We start from the raw sequence: 19,488 nt of genomic DNA, 5'->3' as shown, positions 1-19,488 counted from the left end.
CCATTTATCAAACGCTTATTTATTAAGTATTCGTTATAAATATCACTAACAGCGCATTCAGACCTAATAGCAAAGATGTAGCAGCAACAAACCCAGCAATTCTAAAAATTCATAGGAAGAATAGACATGATGACAACCAATGGAATGGTCAAATCTGCACACAACACAGAATACGTCTATGTTGCAGCAGGCGATATCAATGGCTTGCTTCGTGGTAAGCGCATCCCTTTTGATCAAATGGAAAAAGCAGAAAACGGGGCAATCCGATTACCTCTGTCAATCTTGGGTGTCGATATATGGGGTGCGGATGTTATCGAGTCTTCCCAATGTAATGGTGATATCGATGCCATTGCCCGTCCAACTGGCCGTGCTGCCTATCCGCTTCTCAATACCAGTGCACCCTCATCGCTGCTACCTATTTGGTTATATACCGAAGACAATGAGCCTTACTACGGTGATGCCCGCCATGTTTTGGACTATATCAGCAAAAAATTCAAAGCATTGGGACTGACGCCAGTGATGGCAACCGAACTAGAATTTTATTTGGTTGACTATACCGAGGGAGAGACACCTAAGCCCCCCATTCGCCCCAAAAGTGGATTAAGACTGAATAAAACTTCTATTTTAAGTATCAATGACTTATTGCAATTTGATGAATTCTTAGATGAAGTCTATGAGCAATGCAATAAACTCGATATTCCTGCTGATGCAGCACTGGCCGAAAATGGTTGTGGTCAATTTGAAATCAATTTATTACATGTGGACGACCCATTAAAAGCTGCTGACGATGCGATTTTATTTAAACAAGTGGTCAAGGCCGTGGCAGCTCGTCACAAGCTCACCGCGACATTCATGGCGAAACCTTTTGGTCTACAGTCTGGTAATGGCTTTCATGTGCATTGCAGCTTATTAGACAAAGATGGCAATAATGTCTTCGATGATGGATCAGAGGAAGGCTCAGATATGTTGCGTCACGCGGTCGCTGGTCTGCTAAAGACCATGTCAGATTGCACTCTATTATTTGCCCCACATGTGAATTCTTATCGCCGCTTTACACCCGGTACGCTAGCGCCAAACAATGTGTCGTGGGGTTATGAAAACCGCACCGCAGCCGTGCGTATCCCTGGTGGTGACTCAAAAGCGCGACGTATCGAGCACCGTGTCTCTGGGGCAGATGCCAATCCTTATCTGGTCTGTAGCGCGGTACTGGCAGGCATGCTGTATGGCATCGAAAACAAGCTGGAAGCGCCTGAGCCCATTAATAGCATCACTTACAATGCAGCAGAACTTAAGACCTTGCCACTAGACTGGCTCTCAGCCATCCGTCAGTTTGAAAGCAGTGATATCATTGATTCGCTGTTCCCAAGCGAGATGATTGAGCTGTTGATCGCGGTCAAAAAGCAAGAAGCCAAACGCTTTGCTCAGCAAGTGACCAACCTTGAATACCTCACCTATTTACAGGATGTTTGATATGTCAAATAGCAGCTCGAATAGCAACCCAAATAGCAACATGGCAACGAACCAAAACCCACCTTCTAATAACACACGCAACATCCCGCATTATTCAGACAAAGGGCAATATCCTGATAGCTATTATGCTGCCAGTCGTAATCCAAAGCCTGATAGACCGACGCTAAAAAATGACATTCAAGTAGAAATCTGTGTGGTGGGTGGCGGCTACAGTGGCCTATCAACTGCTCTGCATCTCATTGAAACCGACCACGAAGTCGTTGTCCTTGAAGGTGCGCAGATTGGTTGGGGCGCATCAGGTCGCAATGGCGGGCAAATCGTCAACGGTCTAAATGCTAGCCTGCAAAAGATCAAAAAATCTTATGGTCAAGAAAATGCAAACTTCGTCGGTCAGCTCGTGACCCGTGGTGGCAAAATCATTCGCCGTTTTGTCCGCGACTACGATATCAGCTGCGATCTCAAAGAAAAAAATATTTTTGCGGCATTAAATAATGGACAGCTAAAAGACTTGCAAGAGACGCATGCACTGTGGGAAAGCCACGGTATGCATGATCGGGAAATGCTCGATAAGCATGGTATCCAAGAGCATATAAAATCAGATGCTTATGTAGGCGGCGTAATCGATCACTCCGGTGGACACTTTCATCCACTAAACCTTGCATTGGGTGAAGCGGCGGCCATTGAGCAAGGCGGCGGCACCATTTATGAGAACACCTTAGTGGTCGATATTGAGTATGCTGACGATGCTATCAAAGTCATTACCGAGTTTGGCACCGTGACTTGTAAGCAAGCGGTGCTATGCGGCAATGCCTATCTCAATAAAGTTATCCCTAAACTGACTGACCGTGTCATGCCTGTATCGACTCAGATTATCGCCACCGAGCCGCTGGGTAATTTAGCAGACCAGCTACTCCCAACTGATGTTTGTGTCGAAGATGTTCGCTATATTCTTGATTACTATCGTCTCTCAGTAGACAAGCGCATGTTATTTGGCGGCGGTACGGTATACGGTGGTCAAGACCCCGCTGATATCACAGCTAAAATCAGACCAAACATGAATAAGATTTTTCCAGAGTTACGCGATGTCAAAATCGACTATGCGTGGAGTGGGAACTTTGCTTTGTCTTTTTCTCGCGTACCACAAATGGGCAAACTACATGAGCGAGTATATTTCGCCCATGGTTATAGTGGTCATGGCGTGACAGGCTCGCACTTATTTGGCCAAATCTTGGCTGATGCCATCAATGGTAAAACCAAAGAGTTCGATGCTTTTGCCCAAATTCCTTGGATTCCGTTCCCAGGTGGTCGAGCGCTGCGAGTCCCTTACTCGGTTATGGGCTCATGGTGGTATGCGCTAAAAGATACCACTGGCATGTAAACGCATAAAAGCCTTGAATGATAAACATTGAACAGAGTGTTTTTATTTTAAAAGCGGTCGTTACATTGACCTATCATAGCAACGGATTGTTGTGATGGGGCGCGATAGAAAGTTGATTCGTTACTGTCTGTCGCACGTCAACCATAGAATAGAGCTTGTTTAAAAAACAATGAGGTTTTACAGGGAGCGTAAATATGAACATGAAGCTCAATGATGCGGTCGAAGGACAGTATCATAATAAGCGAGTATTTCTCACCGTCATAGTAGCCGTCGTTATCTATCTGGCTTTTGCTTGGCTATCTACCAGCCGTGCCCCAGACCAATCTTGGGGTGCCTTATCTTTACTACCAACCTTATTGGTATTAGTCACTGCTATTGTCTCTAGGCGACCATTTGAATCCATGATCGCAGGCTGTGTCGCGGGCCTCGTAATGCTCAATCCTTTTGATTTGGTCTCCCCTTTTGCAGACAACATGTCGATGGTGCTGGGTAATGAGACCATTATTTGGATTGTTCTCGTCTGTGGTCTGATGGGTGGTCTTATTCAACTGCTGGAGATTAGTGGGTGTCTAGATGGCTTTAGTGAATGGCTACAAAAAATCATTAAGTCGCGCCGTCAGTCATTATTGGCCACCTTTGCTTTGGGCGTGGTGGTTTTTATCGATGACTATTTGAATTGCTTAGCAGTATCTACCTCCGTCAAAAAACTCACTGACGTCTATAACGTTTCTCGTGAAAAGCTTGCTTATATCGTCGATTCAACCGCCGCACCGATGTGTATTATCGTGCCTATTTCTACTTGGGCAGTCTACTTTGCAGGTCTTTTAGAAGAAAACGGCGTGGCTGGCGATGGTGAAGGTATCGGGCTTTATATCAGCGCGATTCCTTATATGGCGTATGCTTGGTTTGCACTTTTGATTGTATTCTTGGTGGCGTATGGCATTTTGGGTGACTGGGGTCCGATGAAAAAAGCCGAGGCACGTGCCAAAGCCGGTAATCCTGTTCCTGAAGCTTTTGTCGAAGAGCAACTGATCTCAAACGTCCAAGCCAAACGTAAGCTATCGTTCAAAGCCAATATCGCAAACTTTGCTTTCCCAATGATCTTACTGATTGTCTCTACGGTCTACTTCGAAGTCGATCTATTACGCGGTGCATTACTGACCTGTTTTGTGACCGTCGTTGTCTATTGGATGCAAGGAATTTTAAGTTTTGAGACGCAAGTTGAAGCCATTTTCAAAGGCTTCAAAGTCATGCTTTATCCACTCTCAACTGTCATCGGTGGTTTTTTCTTAAAAGCCATCAATGATGAGCTTGGTATGACTTCATATGTGATTGAGGCTATCACGCCTTATATGACGATTATTATTTTCCCTGCCGTCATCTTTGCCGTCATGGCTTTCTTAACTTTTGCCACGTCATCAAGCTGGGGTTTATATGTCCTTGCTATGCCCATTGTCTTTCCAATATCGCTCGCTCTAGGCGTTAGCACCCCACTTATGATTGGCGCATTGTTATCTGCTTCTTCATTTGGTAGTCATGCTTGTTTCTTTAGTGATTCATCGCTACTTGCCGCGCAAGGGGCTGGCTGCTCCCCCATGCAGCACGCTTTTACCCAGTTCCCCTATGCCATGCTCGGTGCGGGCTTATCCGTCGTCACCTTCTTAGGCTTGGGTTATATGATGGCTTAAGCCAACCTTAGCACTATTATTGTAATCATTGATTAGCGGGCAATGAGAGATGGTTCGTTAATCAGTCAAAACAAGCCTTTTATATGGTACTCATTAATAAATACGATAAGGATTTAGATCATGCGAAATGTTACCGTTGCTACGACTCAAATGGCATGTGGTTGGGATATACAACAAAATATCGCCACTGCAACTGAGTTGGTCACTAAAGCCGCCAAAGCGGGTGCCAATATCATCTTGCTACAAGAGTTATTTGAGACGCCCTACTTCTGCCAAATTCATGACTTTGATTACTTTAAGCTGGCGACTTCAGTTGCGGATAATGCGGCCATCAATCACTTCAAACAGTTGGCTAAAGAATTAGAAGTGGTATTACCGATTAGCTTCTATGAAAAATCAGGCAATACCTTTTTTAATAGCGTGACCGTGATTGATGCCGATGGCGAGATACTTGGCACTTATCGTAAAACGCATATACCAGATGGCATTCCTTATGCCGAAAAATTTTACTTTACCCCCGGCGATACAGGATTTAAGGTTTGGCAAACCAAGTATGCCAAAATCGGTGTCGGTATTTGCTGGGATCAATGGTTCCCTGAATGCGCTCGTAGCATGGCATTGATGGGTGCAGAAATACTGTTTTATCCGACTGCGATTGGTGATGAGCCAACATTGGACATCGACTCAAAAGGTCATTGGCAGCGCTGTATGCAAGGTCATGCTGCCGCTAACCTCATGCCAGTCGTAGCAGCCAATCGTATTGGCACTGAGACGATTACTCAAAATGGAAACGATAACGGAAACGATAGCGTCATGGCGTTCTACGGTAGCTCATTTATTACCGACGGTCGTGGCGAGATTATACAAGAAGCATCTAAAGATAAAGAAGAGATGCTTAGTACAACTTTTGACTTAGATCAACTGGCTATCGAACGTCAGCAATGGGGCGTTTTTCGTGATCGTCGTCCATCGATGTATGGCACGTTGTTGACTCATGGATAAGGTTTGTTAACAAGCAAGCTCACTCGCGCTATCGTCAAATAAGGTGCTCTATATGTCATTATTACCGAACCGATTAATCACTGGCTCAACACCACAACAAGACGGCTTTTACATGCCAGCAGAATTTGAGCCGATACAAAAAATATGGATGGTGTGGCCTTACCGTGCTGATAACTGGCGACAGCAAGCCATTCCTGCTCAGAAAGCTTATGCTGATGTTGCACTGGCAATCAACAGATTTTGTGAGGTTGGCATATTGGTCAATCCTGATGATTATCAATCATGCCGCGATAGTCTACCTGCTGATATCGACGTCATATCCATACCCAGCAATGATGCTTGGGCGCGTGATACTGTCCCGACATTTTTAATCAATGAAGCAGGTGAGCTACGCGCTTGTGATTGGACATTTAATGCATGGGGCGGCGACTATGATGGACTATACTCGCCGTGGGATGACGATGATAAGCTGGCTGAACGCTTATGTGACCATCTAGATATCAAACGCTATCGAACGGATGACTTTGTCATGGAAGGCGGCGCATTTCACGTCGATGGTGAAGGCACCGTTCTGACTACGCGCATGTGTCTGCTAAGCCCAGGGCGTAACCCGCACCTAACCGAAGCTCAAATTGAAGATAAGCTAAAAGCTTATCTTAATATACAAAAAGTGCTGTGGATTGATGACGGTATTGATCCTGATGAGACTACAGGTCACATTGACGATATCGCTTGCTTTGCGCGCCCTGGTGAAGTGGTTTGCTTGTTTACTGACGACCCTAAGCATCCGTTTTATGAAGCCACGCAAAAGGCCTATGAGCAGCTATCTAATATGACTGATGCAAAAAGCAGACGTTTAAAAATCCATAAGCTATGCTGTACCAAGAACTCTGTCACCTTGCCTGAACATTATGATATTGAACAATCTGATGATGCCAAACCACGCTTAACGGGTGACGTCTGTATTGCCTCATATGCCAATTTTTTAATTTGTAATGACGCTGTCATCGTACCGCAATATGATGATATAAATGATGCACTCGCCATCGAGCAGCTTGAAAAAGTCTTTCCTCAACATCAGGTAGTGGGAGTACGAACGAAAGAGATTGTTTTTGGTGGCGGCAATATTCATTGCATTACGCAGCAGCAACCAAAACCATCAATTAGAAGTAGCAACTAAAAGTATTAACCAAAAGCACTCGCATAAAAATATAGACCCAAATGGATTTTGAACCCAATAATATTTTAAAAAAGGACATAACTATGAGCGATTATCAAGTCAATAACCCAGCCACTGGTGAAGTAGAAGCCACTTACCCTACCGCCACTGAACAAGATATCCAAAACGCTATTGAGCAAGCAAATAATGCTTATCAAGACTGGCAAAAGACCTCGCTTAGCGAACGTAGTGCACTATTGAATAAAATAGCTGACATCTATATTGAGCGCCAAGATGAGCTAGCACGTATCGTTGCCAACGAAATGGGCAAGCCTCTCGCACAAGCAAAGGGTGAGCTCCAACTGGTTGCTGAAATTTATCGCTATTATGCGGATAACGGTGAGCAACTATTAGCACCAAATACAATTGATGTTGCAGACGGTTCAGCCTCAGTAGAAAAGCTCCCAGTTGGCGTTTTACTTGGCATCATGCCATGGAACTACCCGCATTATCAGGTAGCTCGTTTTGTGGCACCAAACGTGATGGCAGGTAACACCATTATCCTAAAACATGCGCCGCAGTGCCCTAACACCGCAGAAGTTATCGTTGATATTCTAAAAGACGCCGGCTTACCTAATGGCGTGTATAACAATGTCTTCGCTACCAACGATCAAGCAGCGACTATTATTGAAGACACCAGAGTGCAAGGCGTCTCGTTGACAGGTTCTGAACGTGCAGGACAAGCGGTTGCAAAAGTAGCTGGTGGCGCCCTCAAAAAGGTCGTTTTAGAGCTTGGTGGCTCTGATGCCTTTATCGTTGCGGCGGATGCTGACATCGAGCAGGCCGTACAAGGTGCAATCGTAGGTCGTTTTGGTAACACTGGACAGGCTTGTAATGCTGCTAAACGCTTAATCATCGTCGAAAGCGTGTACGACCAGTTTGTTAAAGGCTTTACCGACGCCGTACGTGGCATGACCCTAGCTGATCCACAAAATGAAGATACTTTCATTGGCCCGATGTCTTCGAAGGCGGCAGCAAACAATTTGCAAGAGCAGTTAGACAGTGCTGTCAAAGCCGGCGCAACGGTATTAGTCGAGGGTGGCATCGTTAAAGACAAGCCAGGTGCTTGGTTTGCCCCTGCGGTATTGGCAGATGTTGATGACTCAATGGATGTCTATCGTCAGGAACTATTCGGTCCTGTCGCCGTTATCTACAAAGCGAATGACATTGCGCATGCTATCAAAATTGCCAATGACGTACCATTTGGTCTAGGTGCTTCCATTCAAACTCAGGACGCAGCATTGGCAGCAGAGATTGCTGAGCAATTAGATGTCGGTATGGTGACTATCAACGCGCCTTCTGGTAGTGAGGCCAATACCCCATTCGGCGGCGTTAAACGCTCTGGATTTGGTCGCGAGCTTGGTACCCTTGGTATCACTGAATTTTTAAACTATAAGTTGATTCGTGATAAGTCTTAATCGACAGAGTAATTTATTCCAAAAAAAGGCCTAATATTCGATATTAGGCCTTTTTTGTTGGAAAACTTTTATTCATTATTTCTATGCTAAATTGTCTCTACATAGCTAGATGATGCGATGTCGAGCACACTGCCAAAAACTAGAAAAATGTCTTGTTGCTCATTAGTTATGGTGTCAGCCAGTAGCAATACTTCGATCAATCGTCTGACGCTTGAATCTCATAGCTTTCCCAATAAAAAGCTAGTACTGATATTTTTCTAAAGCGAAAAAAGCATCATTTACTAGATGGCCTTCTTCATTAAAGCGAACGTATATCCCTTCACTGTCTTTTGTTGCATACCAATGCTCATCATTCGCACCAATATTTATTTGGAAAAACCTATCGCTTATAATATTACCGACAGTATAAACCGAACCTTCTACAAAAAAATCGTTACCACAGGTACATTTTAGTTTATCTCCACTTCTGATCATATAGTTAACCTCCATGACAATGATAAAAGTAAACAAGAGTAAGCTATTTTACTTATTTATCATTAGATGTCAATATACGAATATTACGCTATAGTCAAAACACCCTAAAAACGCTACGGCACTGCTGATATCAATTTTTCGTAGCCTCTGTCTGCGCAGGCACAGCAAGCAAGAAAAATTGATATCAGCAGTGCATGATGTATCGATATTGCTTTTCATTGGCTATAGCTCATTATTTACAAAAAAATAACTAAGACTACTATCTAATTAATAAAGAAGAGAAAACGACTTTAAGCTAATTTATACTGTCCTAAATATATCAACTCATTCTAGGATGGGACAGCATAAAAAAGCCTAACATTTAATGTTAGGCTTTTTGTTAAGTGATCATTGATGAAAAAACATCTTATCGAAAAACTTAGCGCTTAGGTGGATTGTCTTTTAACCACAATTGATTGACAATTTTTAATTCACGCAGCTCTTCTGCCATAATCGACTCACTAATGCCTGGATATTTCACTCTTGCATAGCCATATAATGCAATACCTAAAACAGTCCAACCAAAGAAAATCCACCACTCAATAGCGGTTAGTGCCGATGGCATACCTGGCATATACAACATCAACATACCAATGCTGAGCGCAATCGTGACCATACCGACAAGCTTGCCTGCGGGTATTTTGAATGGACGTACCATATCAGGCTCGCGGTAGCGTAGAACTAAGAATGATATCGCCACACAGGTATAAGCAATAACGATACCAAAACCACCTGCATCTACGATCCACACCAGCATTTTACGACCGAACAATGGCGCTAGTGTCGCCAAACCACCGATTAATAAGATTGCATTTGATGGCGTATTATATTTTGGATGCAGCTTGCTTAAGAAGGCTGGCAACATACGTGCTTTTGACATGGCATAAAGCAGACGACTACCACCGATCAAGAAAGCATTCCAGCTTGACAAGATACCCAGTACACCGCCAATAACCAACAAGATACCTGCCCATTTTCCTTGCCATGCATTGGTCATCGCATCAGCAGTAGCGAGGGTTGAGTTTTCTGCTTGTACAAGTGGTAAAGTCGTGCCCACACTCCAAGCGATACCCACATACCACATCACTGCAACAACGATAGAGAGAATCAAAAACTTGCCAATATTAGGACGAGTCAAATCAATCTCTTCTGCTGCTTGTGGAATGACGTCAAAGCCCACAAACATAAAGGGTACCATCACGATAACAGCCATGACCCCTGCGGCACCGCCAATAAAGGCTGGCGCTTGTATCGAATTTGAACTCTCAGGATTGAATAAGACGGCACCGATGAACAGTAACGTACCAACGAATAAAATGCCCAATACCGCCGTTTTTTGGAACCACGCACTGACTTCCATACCACGAATATTGAGCCAAGTTACAATGATTGAACCCAACATCCCGACGCCTACCCAAGTAGCATAGACATCCCAACCTGCAATCGTCCAGAGATAGCCTTGGTTATAGTTGGGGATAAAATACTCTACGACTGTCGGCAAGGCAACCGCCTCAAAGGCGACCACTGAGAAATACCCAAATAGAATACTCCATGAGCAAATAAAGGACACATTTACCCCAAGCGCTCGATGGGTATAAGTATGCTCACCGCCCGTAATCGGCATGGAGGCCGCCAGCTCAGCATAAGTCACACCAATCAGTATCACTGCCAAACCACCGATAAAGAACGCCAGCATTGCGCCCCACGTACCGGCAGATAAAATCCAGCCGCCAGCTAAAACCACCCAGCCCCAGCCAACCATAGCACCAAATGCTAAGGCGATAATATCTAGCGTCCCTAACGTTTTTTTTAATTCAGACATAACTTGCTCCTTGTCTGTGTGTCATCCGTGTTAACCCTTTACGGCCACACTATGTTTTGTTTAGTGGGATAGCACCCATCATAATTATCATATATACCTTTTGATCCAAGCTGTTACGTATAGTCAGAGCACTTTTAAACCGCTACGGTGTTACCCGCCCTAGATGTACTCAGTGTACTATCTGCGGTCGGTCGCCTTGTAGCGATTCTAAAATTCCTTGACTACACTATTTGTTCGATATTCAAATAGCAGAGACAGCAACGGCGTCTTGACTTGCAAGGCGCCGTTGTAAAAAATGTACTCAAAGCGAGTGCCATAGGGGCAATCTTGCTGCTCTATCAACTATTGGCTCAATACTTATTAAGCCGTTAATATACCGCCAATGATATCAAGGCCTTCTTGCAATACTTCATCTTCAACCGTCAATGGCACCATCACACGAATGGCATTACCATACATACCACAAGACGCTAGTAGCAAACCTTGCTCAAATGATTTTGCTTTCAGATTGTTTGCGGCTGCGGCATCAGGCTTGCCTTCACTATCGATCAATTCAAATGCTAGCATTGCACCTTTATGACGAATATGACCGATACTGCTTAAGTTTAAATCCTTTAAGAAAGCTTCGATTTTGTCACCAATCTCAATGCTTCGCTCAAGCAAGTTTTCTTCTTCGATGACTTCCATGACCGCAAGCGCTGCTACACAAGCAAGTGGATTGCCAGAATAAGTACCGCCCAAGCCGCCTACTTGCGGAGCATCCATGATGTCAGCACGGCCGATGACCGCAGAGATAGGATAACCACCTGCCAAGCTCTTGGCAGCAGTCATCAAATCAGGCTCAACGCCTAATTGCTCAGTGGCAAACAACGTACCCGTACGGGCAAAACCACACTGTACTTCATCAAAAATCAAGACGATGCCATGCTCGTCACAGATATCACGTAAAGACTTGGCAAATGATGGTGTCACTTGATGGAAACCACCCTCACCTTGTACTGGCTCGATAATCATCGCAGCCACTTCACTAGGATCGATATCTGCTTGAAAAATCATCTCAAGACTATGTAGCGCTTGTGCTTCGGTGACGTTCAACTCTTCTGCTGGAAACAACGCATGAAACACAGGACCTGGCATCGGGCCAAAATTCTTTTTGTATGGCAAGACTTTACCAGTCAAGCTCATACACATCATGGTGCGACCATGCCAACCACCAACGAAAGAGATGATGCCTGGACGACGGGTTTTAGCACGAGCAATCTTGATACAGTTTTCTACCGCTTCTGCGCCAGTGGTTAAAAAGAAAGCTTTGGTATCACCGCTAATAGGGGATTTTTCACACAGCTTTTCAGCCAAATCAACATAGCATTCATAGTTAATCATTTGTGCAGCAGTATGGGTAAATTTGTCGAGCTGCTCATGGACACGCTGGGTGATTTTTGGATGGCTGTGACCGGTGTTCAATACTGAAATACCACCAACAAAATCGATATAACGATTGCCTTCCACGTCCCAAACTTCTGAGTTCTTTGCTCTTTCTGCAAAGATAGGAAAGGCAACACCCAACCCTGTTGGTAAAACAGCTTTGCGGCGCTCAAGTAATGATTGATTGGTAGTCGTCATAGAAATGTCCTTTTCTTTGTTCGTAACATAAGTGCCATTTAGGGATTGGCGGTTTGTAATAATGGGCGATTTAATAAATATGCGAGGGATATCAAAGAGCACTTCTCTCAAAGCACCAAAAACATCCCAATGTTATTAGCTGATATCAGAACACCAGTATTTGGTCGTGACATAGTCTTCGATACCGTATTTTGAACCTTCGCGGCCAAATCCAGACTGCTTGACGCCGCCAAATGGGGCAACTTCGGTAGAAATCAAACCAGTATTGTGACCGATGATGCCATACTCCAGACCTTCGGTAACGCGCCATGAGCGTGCATAGTCGCTACTGTAGAAGTAAGCGGCCAAGCCATAAATAGTATCGTTAGCAGCACGAATAACTTCTGCTTCATCCTTGAACGTAAAGATGGTCGCAATCGGTCCAAAGATTTCTTCAGAGGCGATATCCATATCACTACTGATATCTGTAATAACCGTTGGGTTATAAGTCAGTTCTGAAGCGGCGTTGACACTACCGCCAGTGACCAGTTTTGCCCCTTTATCCAGCGCATCTTTGAGCAAGGCTTGTACTTTATCTAACGCTTTTTTGTTGATAAGAGGGCCGATATCGACGCCTTCTTCTAAACCGTTACCGACCTTCAACTCAGCGACTTTTTTGACAAAGACGTCTAAAAATTTATCTTTGATGCTGTCTTGCACGTATACGCGGTTGGCGCAGACACAGGTCTGACCAGCATTACGATATTTAGAAGCGATTAAGCCGGTAGCAGCTTTTTCGAGATCGGCATCATCAAAGACGATAAATGGCGCGTTGCCACCTAACTCTAACGATAGCTTTTTGATAGTCGGTGCACATTGTGCCATCAGCGTACGGCCTACTTCTGTAGAGCCTGTAAATGACAATTTATGAATGCGGGCATCACCCGTTAAGATCTCACCAATGACCGAAGATTTGCCAGTCACTACTTGAATGACGCCAGCTGGAATACCCGCTTGCTCAGCCAATACGCCTAGCGCCAATGCAGAATATGGTGTCTCAGTAGCAGGTTTGACGATAATCGTACAGCCTGCTGCTAGTGCAGGAGCAACTTTGCGCGTGATCATCGCCGCTGGGAAGTTCCAAGGCGTGATAGCGGCACAAACACCGACTGGCTGCTTAAGGACGACGTGACGTAGCTGTGTGCTATTGGCAGGAATCACATCGCCATAGACACGTTTGCCTTCTTCGGCAAACCAGCGGATAAAGCTGTTGGCATAACCCACTTCACCGCGTGACTCAGTCAGCGGCTTGCCTTGCTCAGCGGTCATAATGATGGCCAAATCTTCTTTATTGGCATCGATTAGATCAGCCCACTTTTGCAATAACTCTGCACGCTCTTTGGCTGTTTTTGCTGCCCAATCCGCTTGGACGTCATGAGCATAAGCAACGGCTTCGTTGACATCTTCTGTGGTGAGACTTGGTACGGTACCGATGAGGTCGCCGTTAAAAGGATTGTTTACATCAAGCACAGCGTCATCACTAGCAGCATGCCAGCCGTCTTTAATGAAGCAAGATTGTTTGAGTAAATCTGGATTTGATAGGGTTAGCGTATTTTTTGGCATCGTAACACTCCATGTTGGTCGTGATTTGCGCATTTATTATGAGTAAGCTATTGAACAATGTGGCGATTCAAAGTGAAAACTAAAAACGATGCCATTTTAAAAATACGGCAACACCATCCATTGTTAAGCAGCTCATTACAGGAGAATAAAATCAAAACGGTCAGTCAGTAATAATTATTGCTCATCTGTAATTTGTTCAATATACTGAACGTTAATTCTATATATGAGACATCATTATAAGAATGATGCGCCACTCTTTGCAACCTTTATTAAGATTATTTTGAATATTATCTTCACTATTTCTATTTTTACTTTCTGATAGGCAACTTATGAGCACAACAGCCGTTCCAGCATTGGACAAAACTTTTCAAATCTTAGATTTAATTACGGCAAGTCAACAACCCTTGACTGCCGCTCATATCGCTAAGCAATTAAAACTGCCGCGTAGCTCAACCCACAATATATTGCAAAGCTTATTGGGCAAGCATGTCATCTATAAAGATAGTGACAGCCGCTTTCACTTAGGCTCCTATTTGATGTATTGGGCTGGCAAGTATGAGCAGCAGCAAGGTGTCATACAGTTATTTAAAGACCTCATCGTCCAACATCCTGTTTTGCTACAACATACTGTAACCTTGTCTAAATTGGACTTGGGCGAAGTTGTTTTTTTAGCTTGTCACGAAACGCCTGCCCCGCTTGGTTTTACCTTCCGTGCTGGTGTGCGCGTACCGGCAGTATTTTCAGCGACTGGTAAAGCGCTGTTATCTACGCTCTCAATGCAAACCATCGAATCTTTGTATGAAGGTATCTTTCCTCAGCCGCTCACACCAAATGGTGTCGATAACTTTGTAAGCTTATCTGCTGAGTTAAGCGCCATTCATGACAGTCGTATTTCACTCGATGACGGGCAATTACGCGAAGGTATGTACTGTTTGGGAACTTATATCCGCAATGCTTCAGGCAATGCCGTTGCAGGTATGGCGGTTAGCTTTTTGCAGGCAGAATACGAGTCTAAGTATGCTGAGGTGAGTGCTGTGCTGATTGAATTGGCTGAACAAATTGAACAGCGTTTGGGTTTTAAGGCGGAGAATTTGGCTTAGCTTTTTGAGCAAAAAATCAAAAAGCTAACTTGGCATTTGATCGATGCCGTTTAAATTGAGGATATGCCCTAAACAATCCCATCCGCTTTTAGCTTAGCAATCATCTCACTGTCATAGCCCAAATCAGCAAGCGTACTATCGGTATGCTCGCTCAATTGTGGTGGTGGCGTACGATAAGTGACCGGCGATGCGGATAGTTTGATAGGATTGCCCAGTGCGCGCACAGGACTGCCTTGCGCGGTGAAATCAACTATCATTTCACGTGCCAGTGCTTGCGGCATGGCCAAAGCTTCAGCCACGTTATGAATCGCACCGCATGGAATGCCTGCTTGATCTAAAACCTCTAACCAATAGTTGCGTGGTTGCTCAGCAAACTTATTAACCAGCTCATCACATAGCAGCGTACGATTGGCAACACGTTGGGGATTGGTCGCAAAACGCTCGTCGGTATGCCAATCGACACCTAGCACCTCACACAATTTGGCAAACTGGCTGTCATTGCCGCAAGCTAAAATGAAATGCTGCTCGCCCCGACCTGCAAACACTTGATAAGGCACGATATTGGGATGCTGATTACCCAATCTCGGTGGTATCTTATCGGAGGCCAAATGATTCATACCGACATTAGCTAACATCGCCAGCGCACTGTCAAGCAGTGCTACATCAACGTGTTGACCAACACCAGTGTTTTGACGCGCCAATAGTGCTGCTTGAATACCAATCGTCAGCTGCAAGCCTGCAAACAAATCGACCACTGCCACGCCAACTTTGTGCGGTTCGCCATCGCTTGGACCCGTGATACTCATCAGCCCTGACAACCCTTGGATAATATAGTCATAACCAGGCCGCGCAGCATCGGGACCTGTCTGACCAAAACCCGTCAATGACGCATAAACCAGACGTGGATGATCTTGTTTGAGACTGTCGTAATCCAAGCCATATTTTTTCAGACCACCGACTTTGAAGTTTTCGACCAAAATATCACTGTCAGCGATCAGCTGCTTGATAATGGTCTGCCCTGCTGGCGTAGTGATATCTACCGTCAGTGATTTTTTATTGCGGTTAATAGTGGCGTAATAAGCGGAGGTGTCATCACTGAATGTTGGCGGTGCCCAATGACGCGTTTCATCACCGATATGTGGACGCTCAACTTTAATGACTTCGGCACCAAGATCAGCTAACACTTGCGTACAAGAAGGCCCTGCCAGTACTCTCGATAAATCGAGCACCTTGATACCATGCAATGCGCCCTCTGGCATATTAGCCATATCAGTCATATCTGTCATATCTGTCATGAGATTCCCTTACTCTGTCGCGTATTTTTTGATTTTCTAATTATAAAATTGTTCTTCAGGATGTAATTACAAAGCAGTTAAATCATGAAGAACAACTGAAAAACGTACGCTACTGTTAATGCTCTTTTGATAAAAAGCCAAGCAGTAACGTACGTCATAAAATACAGTTGTACCAAAAATTATTAGCTAAAAACTCTTAGAAGAACGCTTGAATGCCTGTCTGTGCACGGCCTAGGATAAGCGCATGGATGTCATGCGTGCCCTCATAAGTGTTGACAGCTTCCAAGTTCATCACATGACGAATGATATGGAACTCATCAGAGATACCGTTACCGCCATGCATATCACGCGCGATACGAGCGATATCCAATGCTTTACCACAATTATTACGCTTAATGAGTGAAATCATCTCAGGCGCTGCGTTGTCTTCATCCATCAAACGGCCAACACGTAGCGCAGCTTGTAGACCTAAGGTGATTTCAGTCTGCATATTGGCAAGCTTCAACTGTACCAGCTGCGTTGCCGCTAGCGGACGACCAAACTGCTTACGATCTAGCGTGTACTGACGAGCCGCTTTCCAGCAGAACTCAGCCGCACCCATTGAACCCCAAGCGATACCATAACGGGCTTTATTTAAGCAGCCAAATGGCCCTTTTAAACCACGGATATCTGGGAAAGCATTGGCTTCAGGGACGAATACTTTGTCCATGACAATCTCGCCCGTGACTGAGGCACGTAATGAGAATTTGCCTTCAATTTTGGGTGCAGATAATCCTTTCATACCTTTGTCTAAAACAAAACCGCGAATCTCGCCTGCATCATCTTTTGCCCAAACGACAAATACATCGGCGATAGGACTGTTGGTAATCCACATTTTATTGCCCGTCAACTCGTAACCACCATCGACTGTACGTGCACGCGTCGACATCGATGACGGATCAGAACCCGAATCTGGCTCAGTCAGACCGAAGCAACCGACATATTCGCCTGAAGCAAGCTTAGGCAAATAACGCTCTCTTTGTTCTTCGGTGCCATATGCCCAAATAGGATGCATCACTAGGCTTGACTGCACGCTCATCGCAGAGCGGTATCCGGAGTCAACGGCTTCCACTTCCTTGGCAATCAGACCATAGGCGACACTGGATAAACCAGCACAGCCGTAACCTTCGATAGTCACGCCAAGTAAGCCCATTTCACCCATTTGACGCATGATATTACGATCGAAATTTTCATTACGATTGGCCTCAACGATGCCCGGCATCAGCTCTTTTTGAAAAAACTGACGGGCGCTGTCCGTGACCATGCGCTCTTCTTCAGTGAGCTGGTCGCGTAATAAAAAAGGATCTTCCCAATCAAAGCGTGGGCTAGTAGATGTTGCCATGTGGATCTCCTTGGTATCAGTCATCCTGACTGACGAGTAGTGATTGATACATCGTTTGGTCTAACAAGTCATTGACTTCGTTATTCCGCTGTGCGAAACTTAGTTTCATAATTTAAAACCATTTAAGCAAAATTTAGCCACGCTGTAAACCTTTATAAAAAAAAGATGAGTATAAAATGACGAAACCCTTATCAACAGCTACTCCGCTACTCGAACGCATACATGGAATCATGAGCCAGAGTAAGGAGGATAATGACCGACAATTTGTGATGGCACTGGGTCGCGGATTGATATTGCTGACCGCTTTTGAGCATCATGAACGACTCACCCATCAGCAATTGTGTCAGATGACAAATCTGCCAAAAGCGACCGTTACTCGCCTTATCCATACGTTGACCACGCTTGGGTTTTTACGTACAAATGAATACGGACAGTATCAATTGGGCAGTAGTGCTGTACGGCTAAGCGCCACCGCGTGGAGTCGCCATGATATGGTCTCGTATGCTGAGCCACTATTACGGCAATTCGCCAGCAGCAATGAAGTATCGGTGAATTTGGCAACCGAAGTCGAAGGTGAAATGCGCTATCACGCCTGCTGTCGTAGCCCTGCACGCTTATCGGTCAATTTACAAGTTGGCTCAGCCGTACCCGTCGCACGCACTGCCATTGGACGTGCTTTTTATGCGGCAAGTACGCAAGCGAGACAGGCTGTCATCATTAGTAATTTAAAAGAAAATTTGTCTATAGAGGATTATAACCACGCGCAAACTGCCCTAGCCGACGCGGCAGAGCATTATGTGGCGCATGGCTATACCGTGTCAGATGGGGAGTTTTCTACCGATATATTAGCAGTCGCTGTTGGGGTGTATGATGTCGCGACAGGACAATACGCTTATTCGCTCAATGCCAGTGTGCCAAGCGCCAACTGGGAAAGCGCCGACTATGCGGCGATGATTGTGCCAAAGTTGCAGGCATTGGCTGAGCGGATTGGGAGTGGTGTTTAAACATTTGAACTATATATAGTCAGTGAAAAATAATATCGATACATCATGCACGGCTAATATCAATTTTTTGTAGCCTCTGTCTGCGCAGGCACAGCAAGCAAGAAAAATTGATATCGGCAGTGCCGTAGCGTTTTTAGGGTGTTTTGACTATATGTACTAAAGCATATTCTGTTTGGCCATTAGACCCAACCCTCTTCCAAAAGCTGCTCAGTATTACTGACTTTGAACTCATCACATAAATTATAAAACGCTATTGGGTCTTCAATATTATCGAGCAACTCTCGTTTATTGAGCGCCACAAACAGAGCCAATGCATAAGCCGCGCAATGGATGGATTTTTTGGGATTAAAGGTGATATCAGTAAAAGCCTGATATTGCATCACTTCCTCGTGCAGCTGAGTATTTTGCTTTAGGGCATTTACATACAGCCAATCATAAAACACGGTTAACGGCTCTACACCCCACTCCATACCAAAATAATTATAGCCAGTGAGTTCTCCTGAGGTGGTTAATCGCTCGTCCTTTTTGGCTTGTCTTGGCGGTACTGTCAGCAAGTCAAGGTAAGGCCCACCGTCCTCAAAAACCATGCTGGCTTGAAAGGCATTTTCGACACTGTATTGATTGCCATCATGCTCATCAGTGATCTTTAAGCTGAACGGGCTTAGTGGAAAACTCAACTTATTGCCAGATTTGCTCGACAGCTCTAACACTTGCTTAAATCCATATTTTTTACGAATGACTTGTTGCAGGTCATTGATGGACTTTTTCTTTTGTCTAGTTGCAAATCCCACATGCCGCTCAAACCTAACCATATCCGTTTTTACCAAATTGTCACTGTTGACTTTGGGCATGAATACGGGTCTGTGTTCTACAGCGTTTTGTGCTTGTTCCATAGCGATGTGCCTTATTGATGATTCTGAATATATAACTTTGCCAGATTACCACTGTCTTGGTACAAATCATAACCAACTTG

General features: G+C 44.7%; 15 protein-coding genes. 8 read left to right on the top strand and 7 right to left on the bottom strand.

Features of this window, described 5'->3' with window-relative positions; genetic code table 11:
* Positions 1 to 126 precede the first annotated feature (126 nt).
* The 6 genes from ACTQ9T_RS03640 to ACTQ9T_RS03615 all read left to right on the top strand — a co-directional run bounded on the left by ACTQ9T_RS03640 (position 127) and on the right by ACTQ9T_RS03615 (position 8,175).
* On the top strand, positions 127 to 1,470 hold the full coding sequence (locus tag ACTQ9T_RS03640) for a glutamine synthetase family protein (protein ID WP_189581276.1): 1,344 nt from the start codon (positions 127 to 129) through the stop codon (positions 1,468 to 1,470).
* Between the two features lies 1 nt (position 1,471).
* Positions 1,472 to 2,848, top strand: coding sequence for an NAD(P)/FAD-dependent oxidoreductase (locus ACTQ9T_RS03635; protein WP_440464098.1), 1,377 nt, complete (start codon positions 1,472 to 1,474; stop codon positions 2,846 to 2,848).
* A gap of 194 nt (positions 2,849 to 3,042) precedes the next feature.
* Complete coding sequence (locus ACTQ9T_RS03630) at positions 3,043 to 4,536, top strand: Na+/H+ antiporter NhaC family protein (RefSeq protein WP_010198659.1); 1,494 nt, start codon at positions 3,043 to 3,045, stop codon at positions 4,534 to 4,536.
* 120 nt (positions 4,537 to 4,656) lie between these two features.
* On the top strand, positions 4,657 to 5,538 hold the full coding sequence (aguB, locus tag ACTQ9T_RS03625) for an N-carbamoylputrescine amidase (protein WP_440464097.1): 882 nt from the start codon (positions 4,657 to 4,659) through the stop codon (positions 5,536 to 5,538).
* Between the two features lie 52 nt (positions 5,539 to 5,590).
* A complete protein-coding gene (gene aguA / locus ACTQ9T_RS03620; RefSeq protein ID WP_440464096.1) occupies positions 5,591 to 6,718 on the top strand; it encodes an agmatine deiminase in 1,128 nt (375 codons plus the stop codon).
* Positions 6,719 to 6,801: 83 nt separating this feature from the next.
* On the top strand, positions 6,802 to 8,175 hold the full coding sequence (locus tag ACTQ9T_RS03615; protein ID WP_440464095.1) for an NAD-dependent succinate-semialdehyde dehydrogenase: 1,374 nt from the start codon (positions 6,802 to 6,804) through the stop codon (positions 8,173 to 8,175).
* A 240-nt stretch (positions 8,176 to 8,415) separates the two neighbouring features.
* On the opposite strand, the gene ACTQ9T_RS03610 is transcribed toward ACTQ9T_RS03615, so the two are convergent.
* The 4 genes from ACTQ9T_RS03610 to ACTQ9T_RS03595 all read right to left on the bottom strand — a co-directional run bounded on the left by ACTQ9T_RS03610 (position 8,416) and on the right by ACTQ9T_RS03595 (position 13,735).
* A complete protein-coding gene (locus ACTQ9T_RS03610; protein WP_440464094.1) occupies positions 8,416 to 8,649 on the bottom strand; it encodes a hypothetical protein in 234 nt (77 codons plus the stop codon).
* Positions 8,650 to 9,067: 418 nt separating this feature from the next.
* Positions 9,068 to 10,510 carry an APC family permease gene (locus ACTQ9T_RS03605; RefSeq protein WP_010198643.1) on the bottom strand — a complete coding sequence of 481 codons (1,443 nt, stop codon included), beginning with the start codon at positions 10,508 to 10,510 and terminating at the stop codon, positions 9,068 to 9,070.
* Between the two features lie 360 nt (positions 10,511 to 10,870).
* The gene (gene gabT, locus ACTQ9T_RS03600) at positions 10,871 to 12,133 is read right to left on the bottom strand and encodes a 4-aminobutyrate--2-oxoglutarate transaminase (protein ID WP_440464093.1); all 1,263 of its coding nucleotides are present in this window, start codon (positions 12,131 to 12,133) and stop codon (positions 10,871 to 10,873) included.
* A gap of 135 nt (positions 12,134 to 12,268) precedes the next feature.
* Positions 12,269 to 13,735: an NAD-dependent succinate-semialdehyde dehydrogenase gene (locus ACTQ9T_RS03595; protein ID WP_010198637.1), complete on the bottom strand. Its 1,467-nt coding sequence runs from the start codon at positions 13,733 to 13,735 to the stop codon at positions 12,269 to 12,271.
* A 329-nt stretch (positions 13,736 to 14,064) separates the two neighbouring features.
* Here ACTQ9T_RS03595 and ACTQ9T_RS03590 point away from each other — a divergent pair, with 329 nt between their 5' ends.
* Positions 14,065 to 14,835 (top strand): IclR family transcriptional regulator, encoded by a 771-nt coding sequence (locus ACTQ9T_RS03590; RefSeq protein WP_352309366.1) that lies wholly within the window; start codon positions 14,065 to 14,067, stop codon positions 14,833 to 14,835.
* Positions 14,836 to 14,903: 68 nt separating this feature from the next.
* On the opposite strand, the gene ACTQ9T_RS03585 is transcribed toward ACTQ9T_RS03590, so the two are convergent.
* Positions 14,904 to 16,130, bottom strand: coding sequence for a CaiB/BaiF CoA transferase family protein (locus tag ACTQ9T_RS03585; RefSeq protein WP_440464092.1), 1,227 nt, complete (start codon positions 16,128 to 16,130; stop codon positions 14,904 to 14,906).
* A 196-nt stretch (positions 16,131 to 16,326) separates the two neighbouring features.
* Positions 16,327 to 17,511, bottom strand: a complete 1,185-nt coding sequence (locus ACTQ9T_RS03580; RefSeq protein ID WP_440464091.1) for an acyl-CoA dehydrogenase — start codon at positions 17,509 to 17,511, stop codon at positions 16,327 to 16,329.
* A 176-nt stretch (positions 17,512 to 17,687) separates the two neighbouring features.
* On the opposite strand from ACTQ9T_RS03580, the gene ACTQ9T_RS03575 reads away from it, so the two are divergent.
* Positions 17,688 to 18,515 (top strand): IclR family transcriptional regulator, encoded by an 828-nt coding sequence (locus ACTQ9T_RS03575; protein ID WP_440464090.1) that lies wholly within the window; start codon positions 17,688 to 17,690, stop codon positions 18,513 to 18,515.
* 179 nt (positions 18,516 to 18,694) lie between these two features.
* Here the strand turns inward: ACTQ9T_RS03575 and ACTQ9T_RS03570 are convergent, their stop codons facing one another.
* On the bottom strand, positions 18,695 to 19,408 hold the full coding sequence (locus ACTQ9T_RS03570) for a DarT1-associated NADAR antitoxin family protein (RefSeq protein WP_440464089.1): 714 nt from the start codon (positions 19,406 to 19,408) through the stop codon (positions 18,695 to 18,697).
* Between the last annotated feature and the right edge of the window lie 80 nt (positions 19,409 to 19,488).

The sequence above is a fragment of the Psychrobacter sp. ASPA161_6 genome (assembly GCF_051970285.1).
Classification (GTDB): domain Bacteria; phylum Pseudomonadota; class Gammaproteobacteria; order Pseudomonadales; family Moraxellaceae; genus Psychrobacter; species Psychrobacter glaciei.
The sequence above is the reverse complement of the archived record's forward strand: the minus strand, read 5'-3'. Positions and strand labels throughout refer to the sequence as shown.